This window comes from Pengzhenrongella frigida (genome assembly GCF_004168625.1).
Classification (GTDB): Bacteria; Actinomycetota; Actinomycetes; order Actinomycetales; family Cellulomonadaceae; genus Pengzhenrongella; species Pengzhenrongella frigida.
Window position 1 is genome coordinate 13,323 of sequence record NZ_SDWW01000001.1, and the last position, 19,036, is coordinate 32,358.

17 protein-coding genes are annotated in these 19,036 nt (G+C 71.9%); 11 read left to right on the plus strand and 6 right to left on the minus strand.

Annotated elements, in window-relative coordinates:
• Positions 1-50: 50 nt before the first annotated feature.
• Positions 51-548: a flavodoxin domain-containing protein gene (locus EUA98_RS00055; RefSeq protein WP_130100624.1), complete on the minus strand. Its 498-nt coding sequence runs from the start codon at positions 546-548 to the stop codon at positions 51-53.
• Between the two features lie 260 nt (positions 549-808).
• Between EUA98_RS00055 and EUA98_RS00060 the strand changes: the two genes are divergently transcribed.
• Positions 809-1,288, plus strand: a complete 480-nt coding sequence (locus EUA98_RS00060) for a hypothetical protein (protein ID WP_130100625.1) — start codon at positions 809-811, stop codon at positions 1,286-1,288.
• Here the strand turns inward: EUA98_RS00060 and EUA98_RS00065 are convergent, their stop codons facing one another.
• Positions 1,289-2,104 (minus strand): MerR family transcriptional regulator, encoded by an 816-nt coding sequence (locus EUA98_RS00065; RefSeq protein ID WP_165372655.1) that lies wholly within the window; start codon positions 2,102-2,104, stop codon positions 1,289-1,291.
• A 193-nt stretch (positions 2,105-2,297) separates the two neighbouring features.
• Between EUA98_RS00065 and EUA98_RS00070 the strand changes: the two genes are divergently transcribed.
• Entirely contained in the window at positions 2,298-3,278 is a 981-nt protein-coding gene (locus EUA98_RS00070; protein WP_165372656.1) for a BtrH N-terminal domain-containing protein, read from the plus strand.
• A 135-nt stretch (positions 3,279-3,413) separates the two neighbouring features.
• Here EUA98_RS00070 and EUA98_RS19630 read toward each other — a convergent pair whose 3' ends face one another.
• Both EUA98_RS19630 and EUA98_RS00080 read right to left on the minus strand, forming a co-directional pair.
• Positions 3,414-4,121, minus strand: coding sequence for a hypothetical protein (locus tag EUA98_RS19630; RefSeq protein ID WP_165372657.1), 708 nt, complete (start codon positions 4,119-4,121; stop codon positions 3,414-3,416).
• Between the two features lie 79 nt (positions 4,122-4,200).
• On the minus strand, positions 4,201-5,787 hold the full coding sequence (locus EUA98_RS00080) for a GAF domain-containing sensor histidine kinase (protein ID WP_165372658.1): 1,587 nt from the start codon (positions 5,785-5,787) through the stop codon (positions 4,201-4,203).
• Positions 5,788-5,872: 85 nt separating this feature from the next.
• On the opposite strand from EUA98_RS00080, the gene EUA98_RS00085 reads away from it, so the two are divergent.
• Complete coding sequence (locus tag EUA98_RS00085) at positions 5,873-6,595, plus strand: response regulator (protein ID WP_130100629.1); 723 nt, start codon at positions 5,873-5,875, stop codon at positions 6,593-6,595.
• Here the strand turns inward: EUA98_RS00085 and EUA98_RS00090 are convergent.
• Entirely contained in the window at positions 6,592-7,734 is a 1,143-nt protein-coding gene (locus EUA98_RS00090) for a N(5)-(carboxyethyl)ornithine synthase (RefSeq protein WP_130100630.1), read from the minus strand. The two genes, EUA98_RS00085 and EUA98_RS00090, sit on opposite strands and share 4 nt — an antisense overlap.
• A gap of 207 nt (positions 7,735-7,941) precedes the next feature.
• Between EUA98_RS00090 and EUA98_RS00095 the strand changes: the two genes are divergently transcribed.
• The 8 genes from EUA98_RS00095 to EUA98_RS00130 all read left to right on the plus strand — a co-directional run bounded on the left by EUA98_RS00095 (position 7,942) and on the right by EUA98_RS00130 (position 17,751).
• Positions 7,942-9,009, plus strand: coding sequence for a LacI family DNA-binding transcriptional regulator (locus EUA98_RS00095; protein WP_130100631.1), 1,068 nt, complete (start codon positions 7,942-7,944; stop codon positions 9,007-9,009).
• A gap of 90 nt (positions 9,010-9,099) precedes the next feature.
• On the plus strand, positions 9,100-10,389 hold the full coding sequence (locus tag EUA98_RS00100; RefSeq protein WP_130100632.1) for a sugar ABC transporter substrate-binding protein: 1,290 nt from the start codon (positions 9,100-9,102) through the stop codon (positions 10,387-10,389).
• Positions 10,390-10,515: 126 nt separating this feature from the next.
• Complete coding sequence (locus tag EUA98_RS00105; RefSeq protein ID WP_242511104.1) at positions 10,516-11,364, plus strand: carbohydrate ABC transporter permease; 849 nt, start codon at positions 10,516-10,518, stop codon at positions 11,362-11,364.
• Positions 11,365-11,461: 97 nt separating this feature from the next.
• Positions 11,462-12,268 carry a carbohydrate ABC transporter permease gene (locus tag EUA98_RS00110; protein ID WP_242511105.1) on the plus strand — a complete coding sequence of 269 codons (807 nt, stop codon included), beginning with the start codon at positions 11,462-11,464 and terminating at the stop codon, positions 12,266-12,268.
• A gap of 4 nt (positions 12,269-12,272) precedes the next feature.
• Positions 12,273-13,340 carry a glycoside hydrolase family 130 protein gene (locus tag EUA98_RS00115; RefSeq protein ID WP_130100635.1) on the plus strand — a complete coding sequence of 356 codons (1,068 nt, stop codon included), beginning with the start codon at positions 12,273-12,275 and terminating at the stop codon, positions 13,338-13,340.
• Between the two features lie 50 nt (positions 13,341-13,390).
• Positions 13,391-14,581, plus strand: a complete 1,191-nt coding sequence (gene manA, locus EUA98_RS00120) for a mannose-6-phosphate isomerase, class I (RefSeq protein WP_242511178.1) — start codon at positions 13,391-13,393, stop codon at positions 14,579-14,581.
• Positions 14,582-14,697: 116 nt separating this feature from the next.
• Positions 14,698-16,824: a hypothetical protein gene (locus EUA98_RS00125; protein ID WP_130100637.1), complete on the plus strand. Its 2,127-nt coding sequence runs from the start codon at positions 14,698-14,700 to the stop codon at positions 16,822-16,824.
• 84 nt (positions 16,825-16,908) lie between these two features.
• Positions 16,909-17,751, plus strand: coding sequence for an NAD-dependent epimerase/dehydratase family protein (locus tag EUA98_RS00130; protein ID WP_130100638.1), 843 nt, complete (start codon positions 16,909-16,911; stop codon positions 17,749-17,751).
• Positions 17,752-17,792: 41 nt separating this feature from the next.
• Here the strand turns inward: EUA98_RS00130 and EUA98_RS00135 are convergent, their stop codons facing one another.
• The gene (locus tag EUA98_RS00135; protein ID WP_130100639.1) at positions 17,793-18,983 is read right to left on the minus strand and encodes a YibE/F family protein; all 1,191 of its coding nucleotides are present in this window, start codon (positions 18,981-18,983) and stop codon (positions 17,793-17,795) included.
• Between the last annotated feature and the right edge of the window lie 53 nt (positions 18,984-19,036).

Here is a 19,036-nt window from a genome sequence, read left to right on the forward strand (position 1 = left end):
GGGCGAGCGGACGGCACCTCCGGTAAAGACGATCTCCGGTGGGCCAGATCTCACGACTCGGTGGCCGCGAGGTTGATCTCGATGCTCCGGGACCAGGCCGCGATCTCGTCCCAGTCCCGGAAGTCGCCGACCGCAGCACGCAGGGCGCGCACGAGGGCCCGCTCGCCGAACGAGAGCTTCTCCTTGTCGATCCGACCGGCGAAGGTCCGGTGGTCGCGGGCCCCCGTCACCTCGAGCGCGTGCGCCGCGTCGATCGCGTCCTCCGCGGGGGTGAGCGGGTCGCCGATCGGACCGGACGAGAACAGCCACACCGGGCGGACGGCGAGCTCGGGGGCGAGTCGCGCGGTGAAGTCGCGGGCCTCCTTGAGCCAGTGCCCGGCATACACCGCGCTGCCGAGCACGACCACGTCGACCCCCTCGAGGTCGGCCACCTGCTCCGGCGGTCGCACGTCGACGTCGTGCCCCGCCTGGGTGAGATTGCGTGCGATGGCGGCGGCGATCTCCGCGGTCGAGCCGTGCTTGCTGGCGGCCGCGACAAGGATCTTCATGGCTCGGTTCCCCCTCGATTGCTGTGTCCACCACCACGTTCCCAGGTCGCCCGCCGTGGCGCGACCGGCGTGCACCCAGCCTCACGCACGGCCCAGCGTCACACGGCACAAGGTCCCTGGATCCCCCGCAGCGGTCGCCCTAGCGTTGAGCTGTCTGGACCGTGAACTTGCCCGGGAGGTGTCGCGGTGGCCGCCGTCGTGGTCGAGGGTCAGCGCACAAAGGCGAGCTGGCCGCTGCGCCATTTCCGCGGGGAAGCACCGTGACCGGATCGGCCGCTCGACTCGACCTGCTCGTCGCGGCGGCTCGACCCGGACCCCCCGACCAGGTCTGTCGGCACCGGGCGATCCTGGTCGGCGCCGAGGCGCTCGTGGCGCTCGGCGGGCTCGCCGGGACGGTCCAGCTGCTCACGGGCACCGTGACCCCGCCGGTCTCCGATCTCGAACCGCTCGGGCGGTCCACCTGGGTGCTGCCCGGGGTGTGGCTCTTCGCGACGGTGGCCGTCCCCGCCTCCGCGGCCGGGTGGCTGGCCTGGCGCCGCGCGCCGCTGGCCCCGCCCGCCGTGCTCGTCGCCAGCGGCACCCTCGCGCTCGAGCTGGTGGTGCAGATCCCGTTCATCGGGACGAACGTGCTTCAGGCCGTCTTCGGCGCGTTCGCCGGGGGCCTCGCCGGGCTTGCCCTGGACGCCCGGCGGGCGGGCTGGTGGCCCGCGGGCTGGTGGCCGGCGAGCGGGATCGGCTAGTCAGCCGAGGGGCCACGCGACCTCCGTCCTCCAGCCGTCCGGGTCCGCGCGGTCGGGTCCGACCAGGTAGGCCTCACGCGGGTCGTCCCCGAGCCTGAGGTGGTGGTCCTCGACCCACTGCCCGATCGCCCGGTACGCCGTGCCGATCCGGTCGTACCGCCCCTGGTGCAACGTCGTCACGGCCCGCACCGGCGGCAGGAGGCGGGCGGTGACCGCGCGGGACCGGTCGACCGGGAGCCAGGCTCGAACCGGCAGCGCGAGCTCGGCGTCGACGTGGTCGGGATCGAAGCCCTCGCCGTGGTAGATCGTCATGGCCGGAGCAGCGAGCGCGCCGCCATTCCTGCTCACGTGCTGGCGAAGGAGAGTGAAGGCCGCCCCGGAGGCGGCCGGGAGCTCAGGCAGCGCACACCGGACGCGGGTCGAGATGAGGATCATCTCGGGCTTGTCCTCGATCGACAGCGTCCGTCCGGTGAGCGGGCCGAGATCGTCCAGGAGAGCGTCGAGCTCGATCAGCACCTCCTGCCGACGGGCCAGCTCGTCGGTGAGCCGACCCCGGTGCTCGACGAGCCTGGCGCGCACCGCAGCCGGGTCGCCGTCGCCGACGATGGCCCGGACCTGCTCCAGCGGCACGTCGAGAGCCCGGAGCGTCCTGATCGCGTGCGCGTCCGCAGCCTGCGTGGCGCTGTAGTAGCGGCGGTTCGTCGTGGCGTCGACGACGGCCGGTACCAGCAGTCCCTGGTCGTGGTACCGCCGCAAGGTGCGCACCGACAGTCGGCTGACCCGAGAGAAGTCCCCGATCGGGAGCATGCCGCGCATCTGCCAAGAGTAGGTGCGCGGCAGACCCGTCGGTGGGCCGACAGACCGGGGTTGTACCTCTCCCTGCGGGAGGTCGGATGCTGGGTCCATGACCGATCAGTCCGACCATCCTGCACACGGGGTCGCCAGCTCCCGCCTCTCCCCGTCGGTGGAGCCGTTCGCCGGCTTTCGCTCGTTTCGGACCCACCATTGCGTGACGGGTTCGATGCGCCACATGTACCAGCTCATGGGGCGTGACATGAGTGAGGAGCTGCTGCTCGGGCTCGGGGCCGGCGTCGGCTTCATCTACTGGCAGCGCACGGGCCAGCTGCCCTTTCTCGGCGGCAGGGCCAACACTGGACGCCCGAAGGAGGAAGGCCTCGAGCCACTGGCCGGGCGGCGCACCGGAGTAGTCGTCACCCGACACGCCACATCCAGTGCCCGCACGGCGCAGTCCGCGCTGGTCGCGGACCTGTCGGTCGGCACGCCGGCGATGCTGCAGGTGGACATGGGCCTGCTGCCCTACTTCGACTTCCCCGTCGAGTACCACTTCGGCGGACACGTGGTCGCGGTGGTCGGGTATGACGAGCCGGGGCGCACGGTGCTGGTGTGCGACCGCGACACCACGCTGCATCCCGTCTCGCTGGAGTCCTTGGCCGCCGCCCGTGGTTCGCGATTCCAGCCGTTCCCGCCGAAGCATGCGTCGTGGACGTTCGACTTCACCCACCAACGGGCGCCGCGGCCCGACGAGGTCTGGGAGGCGATCAGCGAGGGCGCCAAGGCCATGCTGGAACCACCGATCAGCAACCTCGGCATCCGTGGCATCCGCAAGACCGCCGCGATGCTGCCCCGGTGGCCGTCCCTGCTGGGTGTCGAGCTTCTGCCGGACGCCTGCTTCAACAGCTACCTCATGATCGACGCGATCGGCGGGACCGGTGGTGGCCTGTTCCGCACCATGTACGCCCAGTTCCTCGACGAGGCGGCAGCGATCACGGGCGACCCCGCACTGCCCGCGCTCGCCGCCGAGTTCCGCGTGGCGGGCGACCGGTGGCAGGAGGTGGCCGACCTGTTCCGCACGGCGCACCGGTCGACGGATCCCGCCGGGCCCCTCTCCGAGATCCCACGGCTGCTGCGTTCGATCGCCGACCTCGAAGAGGCCGCCTGGGCAGACCTTCGTGCCCTCGGCCGGGCGTGAAGGCGAGCATTCCGGCCGAGGATGCAGCGCTGCCGGGCGAGGGCGGCGTCGTCGGGGAAGGTCAGCGCTGCCGGGCGAGGGCGGCGCCGCCCGGCGAGGTCAGCGCTGCCGGGAAAGTCAGCGCTGCCGGGAAGGTCAGCGCTGCCGGGCGAGGTTCGAGACGGTCCGCGGCGGCCAGGCCGAGCAGGCGACCCACGCGTTGATCGCGTCCGCACTGAGCTCGGGGCACGCGATCCCCACGTGCCAGGCGTCGTCGAGCGCCTCGGGGGTCGTGGCACCGTCGGCGCGGCCGCCCGAGCGCTCCAGCTCACCCTGCAGGGCGAGCCGGTAGGCGAACCGCAGCTCGCCGGACTGGGACCGCGTGCCCGAGACGGTGATGATGTGGCACCGCAGCGCACCGGACCGCACGGGCCTGCCCGCGTCGACGACCTCGGCGGACCGTCCCATCGACGCGACCAGGATCTCGGCGTGCGCCAGCTCCGGCCGCAGGAGGTCGCTCGTCGCCCACGGGATGCTGACCGCTGTCGCGTCCACGGTCGGCACGAGCCGCGCGACCGTCATCGCGCCACGCAGGTACTCCCGCGCGAAGGCCTCGAAGAGCGGCGTCGGTGCCTCGTCGAGGGCGCCGTACAGGTGCACCAGGCGCAGGTCTCGCCGGCGGGCAAGGCAGGACCCCAGGGCGACGTCGACCACTTCCGCGTCGTCGGCTCCCCCGTCCAGGACGGCCACGACCACCTTGCGGGCCCGGACCCGACGCGGCCGCAAACGCCCGAGCGCCGTCGGTGTCCCGGTCTCGAACCGGACCGACCCGGGACGGCGCTTGGTCGCGGTGATTGCAGTCATTTGCCCAGTAAACGGCGGTCTCTTAAAGGGTGCAAGAGGGACGAAAGTCCTAGCAATGCCGGCTCGCACCGGCACGCGCTCACTGGGGCGTCGGACCACCGAGCGGCACCCGCCAGGTGAGAACGGTCCCACCACGAGGGGCAGCCTCGAGGCGGAGCGAGCCCCCGGACCGCACGGCCCGGGCCTCCATGTTGGCCAGCCCGCTGCGCCGGACCACCTCGCTCGGCAGACCGATGCCGTCGTCCTGGATCTCCACGACGAGCTCGTCGCCGACGCTGATCCGCACGATCGCCGAGGTGGCATGAGCGTGCCGCGCCGTGTTGGCGAGCGCCTCGCGCACAACCGCCACGGCGTCTTCGCCGAGGTCGCGCGGGACGACCGCCGTGACGCCGTCGGTGCGCAGCCGGGGCAGGAAGCCGAGCGGGACGCGCGCCTGGACGACCTCGGCGTCGATCTGGTGGCGGAACCCGAGGCCGTCCGAGCTCGACCTCCCGAGCCGGAAGATCGCCGAACGGATGTCCTTGATGGTCTCGTCGAGCTCGTCGACGGCGACGTCCAGCCGCCGGGCGACGTCGGCCCGCACGTCGTCCTGCGCGATGGCCTGCACCGACAGCCCGATGGCGAACAGGCGCTGGATCACCATGTCGTGCAGGTCCCGGGCGATCCGCTCCCGCTCCTCCAGCACCGCCAGGCGCGCACGGTCGGCCTGCGCGGCGGCCACGTCGAGCGCCAGCGCGAGCTTCTCCGCGAAGCCCGCCACCATCGCGAGCTCGACCAGCGGGCTCGTGGCCGCCCCGTCGTACGGCCACCCGAGCAGCAGGGCGCCGATCCATCGGTCACCGCTGCGCAGGGGGACGGCGAGCAGCCAGGTCGGTCCCGGCCGGTCGAGCGCCGCGCCGTCACCGATCGCCAGCACCGGCTCCGCTCCGCGCAGCGCCACGCCGGGGCCGTCCTCCGGCAGGTCGGCGGCGTGCGTGTACAGCGCGCCGATCGTCGCCCCGGTGATGTCCCTGGCCCAGGCGACGACGGCCTCCACCGCCCGGTCGAGGGGGAGCTCGCCGGTGAGCGCCGCGGTGCTGGCTGCGGCCGCCTCCAACCAGCGCTCGTGCTGCCGCGCGAGCCGGTAGGTGCGCGCGTGGTCGACGGCGACCCCGGCGGCAGCGGCGAGCGCGATGACGGTCTCCTCGTCGCCGGGCGTGAAGTCGAGCACGACGCCGTCGGCCCCTTGCTTGTCGGTGAGGTAGAGGTTGGCGTAGACCTCGCCCGAGGCTCGCACGGGCAGCCCGAGGAACGAGCGCATCCTCGGGTGGTGCGGCGGGAAGCCGACGGCGGCCGGGTGCGTCGCCAGGTCGTGCAGGCGCAAAGCGTGCGGGACGTCCACGAGGTGACCGAGGAGCCCGTGGCCGCGGGGCAGCGCACCGATCGCCTGCCGGGTCGGGGGGTCGATGCCGCGGCTGACGAACTCGCGCAGGGCCCCGTTCTCCCCGAGGACCCCGATCGCGCCGTAGCGCGCACCGGTCAGCTGGCACGCGGCGGTGACCAGCCGTTCCAGCACGATCGCGAGGTCGAGCTCCGAGGAGACCGAGACGATGGCCTCCATGAGGGCGCGCAACCGCGCATCACCGAGCGACTCGGGGGGCGTCGACCGGGGCTGACCGGGCTCCATTCCTCCGAGCATAGGGTCCGCAGGGCCGGCCAGTGGTGACCTTCGACTCTGCCTGGGTGGGCCATTTCGGAGCCACCATCAAGCGATGAGCACCGTTCGGGTCTTCATCCTCGATGACCAGGAGGTCGTGCGCACGGGGTTGAAGCAACTCATCGAGCGGGCCGAGGGGCTCGAGCTGGCCGGGGAGGCCGGCACCGCGGCCGAGGCGGTCGCCCTGATCCCCGCCCACCGGCCCGACGTCGCGATCCTGGACGCGCAGCTCCCGGACGGTTCGGGGATCGAGGTGTGCCGGCAGGTCCGGTCGCTCGATCCGGGGATCCGGGCCCTGATCCTCACGTCGTACGACGACGACGACGCCGTCCTCGCCGCGGTCCTGGCCGGCGCCGCGGGCTACGTGCTCAAGGACATCCGCAATCTCGACCTCGTGGCGCGCATCCGCGCGGTGGCCGCGGGCCGGGCCGTGATCGATCCCGACACCGTCGCCCAGGCGCAGGCTCAGCTCCGCAGCGGTCGCGGCACGCTGCGCGGGATGACCCTGACCCCCGACGAGCGGCGGGTCCTGCGGCTGATCGCCGACGGTCGGACCGATCGCGAGATCGCGGCGCGGCTCACGCTGAGCGGCGCGGCGGTGCGCGGCCACGTCGCGAACGTGCTCGACAAGCTGGGCACCACGCGGGGCAGGTACGGCATCGACGGCACTCCCGCAACGACCAGCACGGCCGGCATTGGCGGCCCGACCGGCACTCCCGCCACTCCCGCCACTCCCGCCACTCCCGCCACGGACGAGACCGTCGAGCGGGCGCGCTAGCCGGCCGCGTGCGGGTACGCCGGTCCGCGGTGCTGGAACGACAGGATGTGCGGGTTCTGGATCACCCCGGCGCGGATCTCCACCGCACGCCGCATCGTCTCGTCGTCGTCCCACACCGCGGGGCCGGCGAGGGCCGAGCCGAGGTACGGGAGCAGCGCCTCGCTGATCTCCCAGCTGGCGGAGTCCCACAGGTAGGACGGGCTGTGATCCACCGCGTAGTAGTGCAGGTCCCGGCCGAGGTCGACCGTCGGCTGCTCGAACGTCGTGGCGTGCGCCCAGCTGAAGCCCATCCCGTCGTCGCAGGAGACGTCGATGATCAGGCTGCCCGGCGCGAACGCGTCCAGGTCCCCGGTGTCGAGGAAGATCAGCGGTGCATCCGTGTCCTGCAGCACGCAGTTGACGACGATGTCGTGCTCCGCGAGGAACTGGGACACCGGGACGAGCCCCGCGTCGGTGAAGGCGCGACCACGCTCAGGCCGCACGTCGTCCCGCTCGAAGTGCACGATCCGGGCCGAGTGGATCGGCGCGCCCACCGCGGTCACGCCGCGATGGGTGAGCACGTCGACGTCGTGCACGCCATGGGCGTTCAGCGCGGTCACCGCGCCGCGGGCGGTCGCGCCGAACCCGATCACGACCGCGCGCAGCCGGCGCCCGTAGTCCCCCGTCGATCCGATGGCCGCGAGCGCGTGCAGCACGGAGCAGTAGCCGGCGAGCTCGTTGTTCTTGTGGAACACGTGCAGGTTGAACGAGCCGTCGTCCGTCCAGTAGTTCATGGCCTCGAAGGCGATCAGGGTGAGCCGCTTGTCGATCGCGAGCTGGGTGAGCGCCGTGTCCTGCACGCAGTGCGGCCAGCCCCACAGGGTCTGCCCGTCGCGGAGCTCGGCGATGTCGCTCAGCAGGGGCTTCGCGAGCACGACGACGTCGCACCGCGCGATGAGCTCCGCCCGCGGGAGCAGCCCCGCGACCAGCGGCACCAGCTGCTCGTCCGGTACCCCGAAGCTCTCCCCGTACCCGCGCTCGAGGAACAGGCGCGCGCGCACGTCCGGCGCGATCCGGTCCAGGTGACGTGGGTGGATCGGCAGCCGGCGTTCGTCGGCCTTGCGCGAGCGCGAGAGGACTCCGAGGCTTCGTTGCTCCACAGGTAGCACCTTACGTTTGGGCGCGCGGTTTCGTCGGTGAAATACCGGCCCAGCCCTTCGGACCCTACTCCCCCCGTTCAACCACCAGTTCAGGTGTCGAACTAAACCGGTTTGACAACCACGGCTCAGAGGGCGTCTACTGAAGTCAGCAACGTCGCTGGAGGTGAAATGCCTGCATCGACCGGGACCTCGCTAAGGACATAGGCGATGCCAGAAATCATCGAGCCCGTCACACAAAAACAAGCCCGCCCCACGATCAATGACGTGGCCACTCTCGCCGGCACGTCGAAGGCGACCGTATCTTTTGTCATGAATGGCCGGCACAATGTCGCCGCCGCCACCCGTGACCGCGTTCTCGCCGCAGCGGCCGAGCTCGGCTGGACCCCCAGCCAGCAGGCCAGGTCGCTGTCGAACTCCCGGGCCTACGCGATCGGGCTCGTCTTCGCCCGCCCGCCGGAGACCCTCGGGTCCGACGCCTTCTTCGCCCGATTCATCGCCGGTGTCGAGTCCGCGCTCGCCGACGCCGACCAGTCCCTGCTGCTCCGGTTCGTCGCCGACCCGGCGGCGGAGCAGGACGCGTACGGCAAGCTGCGCACGCACGGCCGGGTGGACGGGGTGGTGCTCACCGACGTGCGCCACCACGACTCCCGGATCGCCTTCCTCGCGGACCTCGGCCTCCCGGCCGTCACCCTCAACCGCACCGACGCCCCCTCGCCGTTCCCCGCCGTCAGCCTCGACGACGAGCGCGGGACACGGGACGCCGTCGACTACCTCGTCGGGCTCGGGCACCGCCGCATCGCGTACGTCGGCGGACCCGAGATCTACCTGCACTCGACCCGGCGCCGCCTGGCGTGGCAGGGGGCGCTCGAGACGCACGGCCTCGCGGCGCACGTCTGCATCGAGACCGACTTCTCGGCGTCGAGCGGAGCGCGGGCCGTGCACGAGGTCCTCGCGCTCCCCCGCCACCAGCAGCCGACGGCGATCATCTACGCCAACGACTCGATGGCGATCGCCGGCGTCGTGGCGGCCCGCCAGGCGGGGCTCCGGGTCCCCCAGGACCTGTCGATCGTCGGCTTCGACGACGCCGAGCTGTCCGCCCACATCAACCCGCCACTGACCACGATCCGCTCCGACTCCTACGGGTGGGGCCGCACCGCGGCCGAAGTCCTCCTGCAGTTCCTGCACACCGGCGACAAGCCACCCGAGCGGATGCTCCCGCCCGCCGAGCTCGTGATCCGGCAGTCCGCCGGGCCTTGCCTCGGGGGTGACGACTGACCGGACGGCACCACCGCGCAGCCTCTCCTCGGCCACGCGTCTCGCTCTGACGCTTGTTCCTCAAGCGCTCGTCTCACATGAAGGTGCGCAATGAAGCGACCCCTGGTAGTCCTCACCGCCACGCTCGCCGCCGCGGGCATGCTCGCCGCCTGCTCGGGCGGCACCACCACCCCGAAGGGCGCCGACGGCACCGCCGCGAGCGGCCCGATCAAGATCTGGTACTCGAACAACCCCAACGAGGTCGCGTGGGGTGAGCAGGTCGTCGAGGCCTGGAACGCCGACCACGCCGACGAGCAGGTGACCGGCCAGGAGATCCCGGCGGGTCGCTCGTCCGAAGAGGTCATCGGCGCCGCCATCACCGCCGGCAACACCCCGTGCCTCATCTACAACACGGCGCCGGTGGCCGTCCCGGGGTTCCAGAAGCAGGGCGGCCTGGTCGACCTGTCCACGTTCCCCGACGGGGCCGAGTACATCGAGGCCCGCACCGGCGAGGCCGCCTCGCAGTACGTCTCCGCCGACGGCGACTACTACCAGATGCCGTGGAAGAGCAACCCGGTGATGTTCTTCTACAACAAGGCGATCATGACGGCGGCCGGGGTCGACCCCGAGAACCCGCCGCTGGCCACCTATGACGAGTTCCTCGACACCTCGCGCAAGATCGTCGCGTCGGGCGCGGCCACGTACGCGATCTACCCGTCGCCGGCGTCGGAGTTCTACCAGTCCTGGTTCGACTTCTACCCGCTGTACGCGGCCGAGTCCGGCGGCACGCTGCTGGTGGAGGACGGCGCCTCGACGTTCGCCGGCGAGGAGGGCACGGCGGTCGCCGACTTCTGGCGGACGATCTACGACGAGAAGCTCGCGGGCAACGAGCCGTACACCGGTGACGCGTTCAACGACGGCGTCGCGGCGATCGCCAGCGCCGGGCCGTGGGCCGTCGAGTCGTACGGCGACATCGACTGGGGCGTCGCCCCGATCCCCACCTCGACCGGCACGGCCCCCGAGGAGACCTACACGTTCGCCGACTCGAAGAACGTCGGCATGTACAGCTCGTGCGAGAACACCGGCACGGCGTGGGAGTTCCTCAAGTTCTCGACGAGCGAGGAGCAGGACGGCACTCTCCTGGAGACGACCGGCCAGATGCCGCTCCGCGCGAACCTGACCGACGCGTTCCCCGACTACTTCGCGACCAACCCGGACTACACGACCTTCGCCGACCAGGCGAACCGCACGGTCGACGTCCCCAACGTCGAGAACTCGGTCGAGGTCTGGCAGACGTTCCGCGACGCCTGGACCAGCGCGGTCATCTTCGGCGAGGACGAGATCCCGTCCGCGCTGAAGGACGCCGCCGGCACCATCGACGAGCTCGCCGTGAAGAAGTAGGCCGACACCCTCATGTCCACCGGAACTGACGTACGGGCGTCGGGACCGCAGCGCGCAACCGCTGCGGCCCCGGCGCCCGGCGGGCGGCGCCGATCGCGCATCGAACGCGCGCTCGGCCGCCACCCCATGGGACTGCTCCTGGCGGCCCCCTACGCGATCTTCGTCGCCGCGGTGTTCGTCTACCCGCTCGGGCTCGGCGTGTGGATGTCGTTCCACGACTTCTACTTCACCGCCCCCGGCGTGGACGTCGCGAAGCCGTTCGTCGGCCTGGACAACTACGCCACCGTGCTCTCGGACCCGGACGTGCGCGCCTCGTTCGTGCACGTGGCCGAGTTCCTGGTCATCAACGTGCCGCTCACCGTGATCCTGTCGCTGCTGCTCGCCACGGCCCTGAACAGCGCGATCCACTGGCGCGGCTTCCTCCGCGTGTCCTACTACGTCCCGTACATCGCCGCGAGCGTCGCGATGGTCACCGTGTGGATGTTCATGTTCAACTCGGGCGGCATCGTCAACCAGATCCTCGGGCCGCTCGCACCGGATCCTGCGTGGTTGGTCAACAAGGCGTGGGCCATGCCGTCGATCGCGCTGTACGTCACCTGGAAGCAGCTCGGGTTCTTCATCCTGCTGTTCCTCGCCGCGCTGCAGAACGTCCCCAAGGAGCTGAACGAGGCCGCCTCGATGGACGGCGCCACCCGGTGGCAGAGCTTCCGGGCGGTCACCATCCCGGCCGTGCGGCCCGCCACGACGCTCGTGGTCCTGCTCGCCATCATCACGGGGGCGAACCTCTTCACCGAGCCCTACCTGCTCACCGGCGGCGGCGGCCCGAACGGCGCCTCCACCACCCCCGTCTTCCTGCTCTACCAGCAGGGAATCCAGCAAGGAAACCCCGACATCGCCTCGGCGATCGGTGTGCTGCTGGTGGTCGGCGTGCTTCTGGTCACCTACGTCAGCCGCAAGATCACCGAGAGGGACTGACATGACCACCACTCAGAAACAATCCCCGGCGATCCTGAAGAATGATGCGGGAAGCACGTCGGGAAAGCGTCGGTCACGTACCCGCCAGCTGCTCCCGATGGCCCTTCTTCTGGTCGGGGCGGTCGGCTTTCTGTTCCCGTTCTACTACATGATTGTCGGCGCCCTGCAGGAAAAGCGTGACCCGACCCTCGCCGGGGCGCTCCCGTGGCCGTCGAACATGACCCTGAGCAACTTCACCGACATCAACGAGTCGATCGACCTCGGCCGGTCGCTGCTCAACTCGGGGATCTTCACCGGCGCCGTGGTGCTCTGCACGCTCTTCTTCGGCGTGCTGGCCGGCTACGCGCTGGCGACCCTGAGCTTCCGCGGTCGCGGGCTGCTGTTCGCCGTCGTGCTGCTGCTGCAGGCGGTGCCGTTCCAGCTGCTGATGGTGCCGCTGTACGTCCTGCTGGTGCGCGGCTTCGGGCTGGGCGACTCCTACCTGGGCATGATCCTGCCGTTCGCCATCAACTCGGTCGCGGTGCTGATCTTCCGCCAGTTCTTCCTGCAGGTGCCCCGCGAGATGTTCGACGCGGCCCGGATCGACGGGGCCGGCGAGTTCCGCATCCTGCGGTCGATCGCGGTGCCGCTGGTCAAGCCGGCGATCCTCACGGCCGCACTCGTGACGTTCATCGGCCCGTGGAACGAGTTCCTGTGGCCCTTCCTCATCACGAAGGAGCAGAGCCTGCAGCCCCTCGCCGTCGCGGTCGCCAACTTCACGCAGACCGGCGCCGCGTTCCATGACAACCCGTTCGGCGCCATCCTCGCCGGATCCACCGTGCTCGCCGTCCCGGCGGTCGTGCTGTTCATCGTGTTCCAGCGGCACTTCACCGCCACGGACGCCTCCACCGGAGTAAAGGGCTGACCCCATGCGCACTGACAACCTCGTCCCGTACACGCTCACCCGCCTCGGCGTGATCATGACCCCCGAGGAGGGCAACCCCCTCGAGGCCGAGGGGGTGCTCAACCCCGCGACCGGGCACACGCCCGACGGCACGCTGTACCTCCTGCCCCGCCTGGTCGCCACGGGCAACGTGTCCCGGGTCGGGCTGGCCAAGGTCGTCCTCGACGGCGGCGTCCCCGTCGGCGTCGAGCGCGAGGGTGTCGTCCTGGCGCCCGACGCCGGCTGGGAGCGCGGCACCGGCTCGGCCGGGACGGAGGACCCCCGGATCACCTACATCGAGGCGCTCGGGCTGCACGTGATGTCCTACGTGGCCTACGGGCCGCTCGGGCCGCGGCCCGCGCTGGCGGTGTCCGAGGACCTGCGCGAGTGGCGCCGGCTCGGGCCCCTGCACTTCGTCTACCAACCGGAGCTCGACCTCGACCTCAACCTGTTCCCGAACAAGGACGTCGTGTTCTTCCCGGAGCCCGTGCCGGGTCCGGACGGGGTGCTGTCGTTCGCGATGCTGCACCGCCCGATGTGGGACCTGGGCTGGGTCCGCGACGGCGAGGGCGTGCACCTCCCGGCCGGCGTCACCGACGAACGCCCGGGGATCTGGATCTCCTACGTCCCCGTCACCGACGTGCTCGCGGACATCGCCAACCTCGTCAACCAGCACACGAGCACGCTCGTCGCGATGCCCGAGTTCCCGTTCGAGGAGCTCAAGGTGGGCCCCGGGCCGGCTCCGATCAGGGTGCCGGAGGGCTGGCTCCTGATCCATCACGGCGTGCGGGGCATGCTCGTCAAGGGCGTCGACCAGCAGGCGGGCGTCAACTACGCCGCCGGGGCGATGATCCTCGACGCGAACGACCCCTCGAAGGTCGTCGCGCGCACGAGCGAGCCGATCCTGGCGCCGGAGACCGCGGACGAGACGTCCGGAATCGTGCCGAACGTCGTGTTCCCCACCGCGATCGAGGAGATCGACGGCGTCCGCTACGTCTTCTACGGCATGGCCGACAGCAAGATCGGCGTGGCACGCCTCGACCGAGTGGCGTAAGCACTGTCTCAGGGGTTTCGCGCTTCATTCGAGGAGGACCAATCGTGTACATGCTGACGAACCCGTGGCTGCGGTACGCCTGGGGATCCGTGGACCTGCTCCCGGCCCTGCTGCACCAGCGACCGGACGGGCGCCCGGTCGCCGAGATCTGGATGGGTGCGCACGCGGCGCTCCCGTCGTCGATCGAGATCGGCGACCGGGAGGTCGGGCTCGACGAGTTCGTCGAGGGCAGCCCGGACGAGGCGCTGGGGGCCGAGGTCGCGCGGCAGACCGGCGCGCACCTGCCGTTCATGCTGAAGTTCCTGGCCGCGGGCCAACCGCTGTCGCTCCAGGTGCACCCGACCCGCCCCCAGGCGGAGGAGGGCTACCGGCGCGAGGACGCCGCCGGCATCCCGCTGAACGACCCGGCCCGCAACTACCGCGACCGGGAGCACAAGCCCGAGATGCTCTACGCGCTGACCCCGTTCGACATGATGTGCGGCTTCCGGCCGGTCGAGGTCATCTCCGAGCTGCTCAAGGGCCTGCACGTACCGGACCTCGATCCGATCGTCGGGCACCTCGACGCCAGCGACCCCGCCGAGGCGCTGCGCTCGGCGCTGACCGCGCTGCTGACGGCCGAGCCCACGGTCCAGCAGCACGTCACGGCCGCCGTCGTCGCCAGCGCCCTGGCGCACCGCGACGAGCGGCCCGAGTACAGCCTGGTCGTCGAGCTCGCGGAGAGCTTCCCGCACGACATCGGCATCGTCGCGTCGCTGTTCCTCAACGTGCTGCGGGTCGAGCCCGGCGAGTCGGTGTTCATCGGCCCGGGCATGATCCACTCCTACATCCGGGGTCTGGGCCTGGAGCTCATGGCGACGTCGAACAACGTGCTCCGGGCCGGGCTGACCGCCAAGCACGTCGACGCCCCCGAGATGCTGCGGCTTGTGAGCTTCGCATCCGGGGAACCCGAGCGCCTGCGCCCGGCCCCGTCCGGCGGGGCGACCGTCTTCACCCCGCCGGTGACGGACTTCGCCCTGTGGGCGTATCTCCCGGCTGGACCGGACGACTTCGGCACCCGCGTCTCCCTGATCCCCCCGGCGTCGGGCGCCCGCATCGCGGTCTGCTGCGCGGGGCACTGCACGCTGACCTGCGGGGACCAGCGGCTGGTGCTGCAACCCGGCCAGTCCGCCTTCCTCCCGGACGCGGACGGCGCGATCGAGATGACCACCACCGGCACGGTCGCGGTGGCCTACGCGCCCTGACCGGTCGCGGATCGCAGGTCCGCACCAGTTCCGCACGACAGCAGGCCCGCAAGACAGGTGAGGCCCCTCCGCCGGAGGGACCTCGCGTCGCGCACGCCCAAAAAGACAGGTCAACGATGACCGCACGATCGCACGCCACCGCCCGTCCGCGTCCCCATACCCGCACCGTGACCGCCGTGGGGCTCGCCGTCGCGATGCTCGTACCCGCCCTGGCGACGGGCGCCGACGCCGCTCCAGCGGCGCCGGTCGGCTGGGCGACGAGCGACGTCGGCCCGGCACCGGACGGTCAGCTGACCAACCTGGCCCACCTCGACTTCCTCGGGGACACGGTCTCGCCGCCGGCGCTGGCCGGTCACACGACCTACCGGCTCGACACCGAGCCGGACCTCGGGGTGCTGTGGACCTACGCCGACCGGCGCGACGGCGGCGTGTACGAGCGGGTCGGCGGCGGGCCGCACGACACCGCCACCGACACCTGGGCCCAGGGCGCGTTCAACACCGACGACCTGGCCCGCGCAGCGGTGGTGTACCTGCGCCACTGGAAGCTCGACGGCGACACGCACAGCCGGGACGCCGCGTACCAGCTGCTGCGCGCGGTGACCTACATGCAGACGACCGCGGGGGCCGACGCCGGCAACGTGGCGCTGTGGATGCAGCCGGACGGCTCGCTCAACCTCAGCCCGGTCCCGGTGGAGCTGCCCGACCCTAGCGACTCCGGCGAGTCCTACTGGCTGGCCCGCACCGTGTGGGCGCTCGGCGAGGGCTACGCGGCGTTCGCCGTCGACGACCCGGAGTTCGCCGCGTTCCTCGGCGACCGGATCGATCTCGCGCTGACCGCGCTCGAGCGCCAGTCCCTGAGCCGGTACGGGACCTGGGACGTGGCCGACGGCGCCCGCGTGCCGACCTGGTTGATCGTCGACGGCGCCGACGCCACCGGCGAGGCCGTCCTGGGCCTGAGCGCCTTCGTCGAGTCCGCCCCGGCCTCGACGCTGACCACCCGCGCGGCCACGGCGGTCGCCCGGTACGCCGAGGGGATCGCCGCGATGTCCAGCGGTGACTCCACCACCTGGCCGTACGGCGCGATCCTGCCCTGGACGCACTCGCAGTCGATGTGGCACGCCTGGTCCTCGCAGATGCCCGCCGCCCTGGCGCGCGCGGCCGACGCCGTCGGCCGCCCGGACCTGCTGGACGCTGCGGTCACCGACGTGGCCGGGTTCACGCCGTATCTGCTGACCGCCACCGGCCCGATCAACGGGTGGATGCCGTCGCCGTCGGACACCACCCAGATCGCGTACGGGGTCGACTCGCGCGTGCAGTCCTTGCTCGCGGTCGCCGACACGACCGGCCGGCCGGGCCTGGCCCAGCTCGCCGGGATCTCCGCGTCCTGGTACTTCGGCGCCAACCGCGCGGGTGCGCCGATGTACGACCCGGCCACCGGCGTGACCTTTGACGGGCTCAACGGCGACGGCGTCGTCAACCAGAACTCCGGCGCGGAGTCGACGATCCACGGGCTGCTGACGATGCTCGCGCTGGACGCCCACCCCGACGCCGCCGCGACGGCACGGTCCGCGACCTCGCTGGTCGACCTCAACGGGGTGCAGGTGGTCGAGGCCGAGTCCGCGACCCTCAGCGGCGGCGCCGTCACCGCGCCGGCTCCGTCCGCCTGGACCGGCGAGTCGCTCTGGAGCGCCGGCAGCTATCTCGAGCTCGCCACCGGGGCCCGCGCGGCGTGGACGCTGCCGGCCTCCGACCAGCCCCGGGTCGTCCAGGCGGTGGTGGACCTGCACGCCGCCACCCCCACGGGCACCGGTGCCGCGCGGCTCGACTGGTCGACCGGTCGGACCTCGCTCGGGACCGTGGACCCCGGTACCGGCGGCGACCAGGGCGTGACCGAGGCGCCCGGTGCCCTGACCCCCGTCAGCCTGCCGCGCGAGCTGCCGGCCGGCGCCACCGCGCTGAGCGTGGCGGTCCGCCGCGGCGCCACCACCGGTGCCCGCGTGGACGCGCTGCTGCTCAAGCCGCGCGTGTCGCACCTCGTGCTCGACGGCCCCCACGGCGGCACCGCCCTGGTGCAGAACGCGGGCTCGCGCACCGAGGCCGCAAAGGTCGCGCTGCCGGGCGGCGGCAAGGCGACCGTGCGCTCGTACGACGCCACGGGCACGCTTCGCCAGGAGAGGACCATGCGCGGCGCGGTGCTCACGGTCCAGGTCCGGGCGGGCGGGTTCACGGTGCTCACGCGCTGACGCACCGGCGTCCCCCGCCCGGCGGAGTACGGTCGCCTCACTCGGTCCGCCACCCATCCCGGACCCTCTGCTGGAAGAAGAATCGTGACTCGAATCGCTGTGACCGGGGCCTTCGGGAAGGCTGGACGGGCCATCGTGGCGGACCTGCTGGCGCACGGGTACGACGTCACCGCGTCCGACGTCGTCGGGCCGGCGGGGGCCGACAGCCCGCTCGGGGTCGAGATGGTCCATGCGGACCTGACCGACTACGGGCAGGCCATCGAGGTCCTCGCCGGCGCGGACGCCGTCGTGCACGTCGCCAACATCCCCTCGCCCGGGCGCGCGACCGCGCCCGAGACGTTCGCGCAGAACGCGACGATGAACTCGAACGTGTTCCTAGCCGCGCAGCGGCTCGGGCTCGAGCGCGTCGTGTGGGCGTCGAGCGAGACCACGCTCGGGCTGCCGTTCGACGTGCCGCCGCGGTACGCACCGGTGGACGAGGCGCACTTCCCGCTGCCGACGTCCACGTACGCGCTGTCGAAGGTCATCTCCGAACAGCTCGCCGAGCACATCTCCGCCTGGTCCGGGATCCCGTTCGTCGGGCTGCGTCTGTCCAACATCTTCCGGCCGCAGGACTACGCCCAGGTGCCGTCGTTCCAGGGTGACGCGACCCTGCGCCGCTGGAACCTGTGGGGGTACATCGACGTGCGCGACGCCGCCACGGCGTTCCGGCTCGCGCTCGAGGCCGACGTCACCGGGTCGCACAACGTGATCATTGCCGCCGCCGACACGATCATGGACCGCCCCTCGGCGGACCTGCTCGCCGAGGTCTTCCCGGGGGTTGCCCTCACCCGCGAGATCGGAGAGTTCGAGACGCTGCTCGCGATCGACGGCGCCCGCGCGCTGCTGGGGTTCGCCCCCGCGCACTCCTGGCGGGACGAGGTCTAGGCGCTCGACGAGGCCTCGGCACGAGCCTGGGCGCGTCGAGGTCAGGCGCGCGCCGGGGCGTCGTCCGCGCTGACCACGAGCACCGCCACCGCGGTCGTGATCGGGATGGCGAGCACGAGCCCGATCGACCCGACGAGCGTGCGGACCACCTCCTCGGCGATCTCCCCGCTGGTGAGGGTGTCGACGAACGAGTTCTCGAGCATCGCCACCAGCAGGAGCAGGGGCAGGGCGGCCCCGACGTACGCGAAGGCGATCGTGTAGACGGTCGAGGCGATGTGGTCGCGGCCGATCCGCATCGCCCGACCGAAGAGCTCCCGCCGGGACGCCCCAGGGTTCGCCGCGCGCAGCTCCCAGACCGCGGACGACTGCGTGATCGTCACGTCGTTGAGCACCCCGAGCCCGGCGAGGATCAGCCCGCACAGGACCACGCCGCGCAGGTCGACGTCCGGCGCGTACGACGGCAGCATCAGCGCCGACTCGTCGGAGAGCCCGGTCAGGTGCGCCGCGCCGGAGGCCCAGTAGCCGATGCCGCCGGTGACCGCCAGGCCCACGACGGTGCCGAGCAGCGCCGTCGTCGTCCGCGCCGAGAAGCCGTGCGCGACGTACAGCACGACGAACATCACGCCCGACGCCGTGACCAGGCCGACCGCGAGCGCGTTCGAGCCGGCGAGCAGCGCCGGCAGGGTGAACGCGGCGATACCCGCGAGCGCCAGGCCGAGGCCGACCAGTGCGGCCAGGCCCCGCCAGCGCGCGACGGCGACGACGAGCACGGCGTAGCAGATCGCCAGCAGCCCGATCGGCGCCGTCCGGACATGGTCCATGAAGATGTAGGGGCTGCCGTAGCCCGCCGCCTCGGCGATGTACATGACCTTGATCCGGTCACCGGGACCGAGGCCGGCGGCGAGGTGCTCGGGCGGGACCTGGACCTCGACGAGGTCGCCGCCGTCGTCGAGCCGCGCCGTCACGCCGGCGACCCCGTCGGTGATCCCGTCCACCGGGACGCCGACGACCTCGGCGCGCACGAACTGGCTCCCGGACCCCGTCACCGGGATCGTGCCGACGACGGAATCACCGCGCGGCCACAGCGTGACCGCGCCGAGGATCGTCGCGAGCAGGATGGGCAGGAGCGCGGCAGCGAGCAGGAGGCGCACCCGGCGCGACGCGCGCGGGGCGGGGCCGGGGGCGTGGGCATGGGCATGGCCCTCGGGGGCGCGCAGGTCGGTGTCAGACATTGCCGACAAGCATTGCCCGGGGCCGGTTCGCCGGGCCGCAGGCGCGATGGTGT

Excerpts from the sequence above, each read along its gene's own strand:
- EUA98_RS00055 (WP_130100624.1), bottom strand. The coding sequence starts at position 548 with ATGAAGATCCTTGTCGCGGCCGCCAGCAAGCACGGCTCGACCGCGGAG.
- EUA98_RS00065 (WP_165372655.1), bottom strand. The coding sequence starts at position 2,104 with ATGCGCGGCATGCTCCCGATCGGGGACTTCTCTCGGGTCAGCCGACTG.
- EUA98_RS19630 (WP_165372657.1), bottom strand. The coding sequence starts at position 4,121 with ATGACTGCAATCACCGCGACCAAGCGCCGTCCCGGGTCGGTCCGGTTC.
- EUA98_RS00080 (WP_165372658.1), bottom strand. The coding sequence starts at position 5,787 with ATGGAGCCCGGTCAGCCCCGGTCGACGCCCCCCGAGTCGCTCGGTGAT.
- EUA98_RS00085 (WP_130100629.1), top strand. The coding sequence starts at position 5,873 with ATGAGCACCGTTCGGGTCTTCATCCTCGATGACCAGGAGGTCGTGCGC.
- EUA98_RS00095 (WP_130100631.1), top strand. The coding sequence starts at position 7,942 with ATGCCAGAAATCATCGAGCCCGTCACACAAAAACAAGCCCGCCCCACG.
- EUA98_RS00100 (WP_130100632.1), top strand. The coding sequence starts at position 9,100 with ATGAAGCGACCCCTGGTAGTCCTCACCGCCACGCTCGCCGCCGCGGGC.
- EUA98_RS00105 (WP_242511104.1), top strand. The coding sequence starts at position 10,516 with ATGGGACTGCTCCTGGCGGCCCCCTACGCGATCTTCGTCGCCGCGGTG.
- EUA98_RS00110 (WP_242511105.1), top strand. The coding sequence starts at position 11,462 with ATGGCCCTTCTTCTGGTCGGGGCGGTCGGCTTTCTGTTCCCGTTCTAC.
- EUA98_RS00115 (WP_130100635.1), top strand. The coding sequence starts at position 12,273 with ATGCGCACTGACAACCTCGTCCCGTACACGCTCACCCGCCTCGGCGTG.
- manA (WP_242511178.1), top strand. The coding sequence starts at position 13,391 with ATGCTGACGAACCCGTGGCTGCGGTACGCCTGGGGATCCGTGGACCTG.
- EUA98_RS00125 (WP_130100637.1), top strand. The coding sequence starts at position 14,698 with ATGACCGCACGATCGCACGCCACCGCCCGTCCGCGTCCCCATACCCGC.
- EUA98_RS00135 (WP_130100639.1), bottom strand. The coding sequence starts at position 18,983 with ATGTCTGACACCGACCTGCGCGCCCCCGAGGGCCATGCCCATGCCCAC.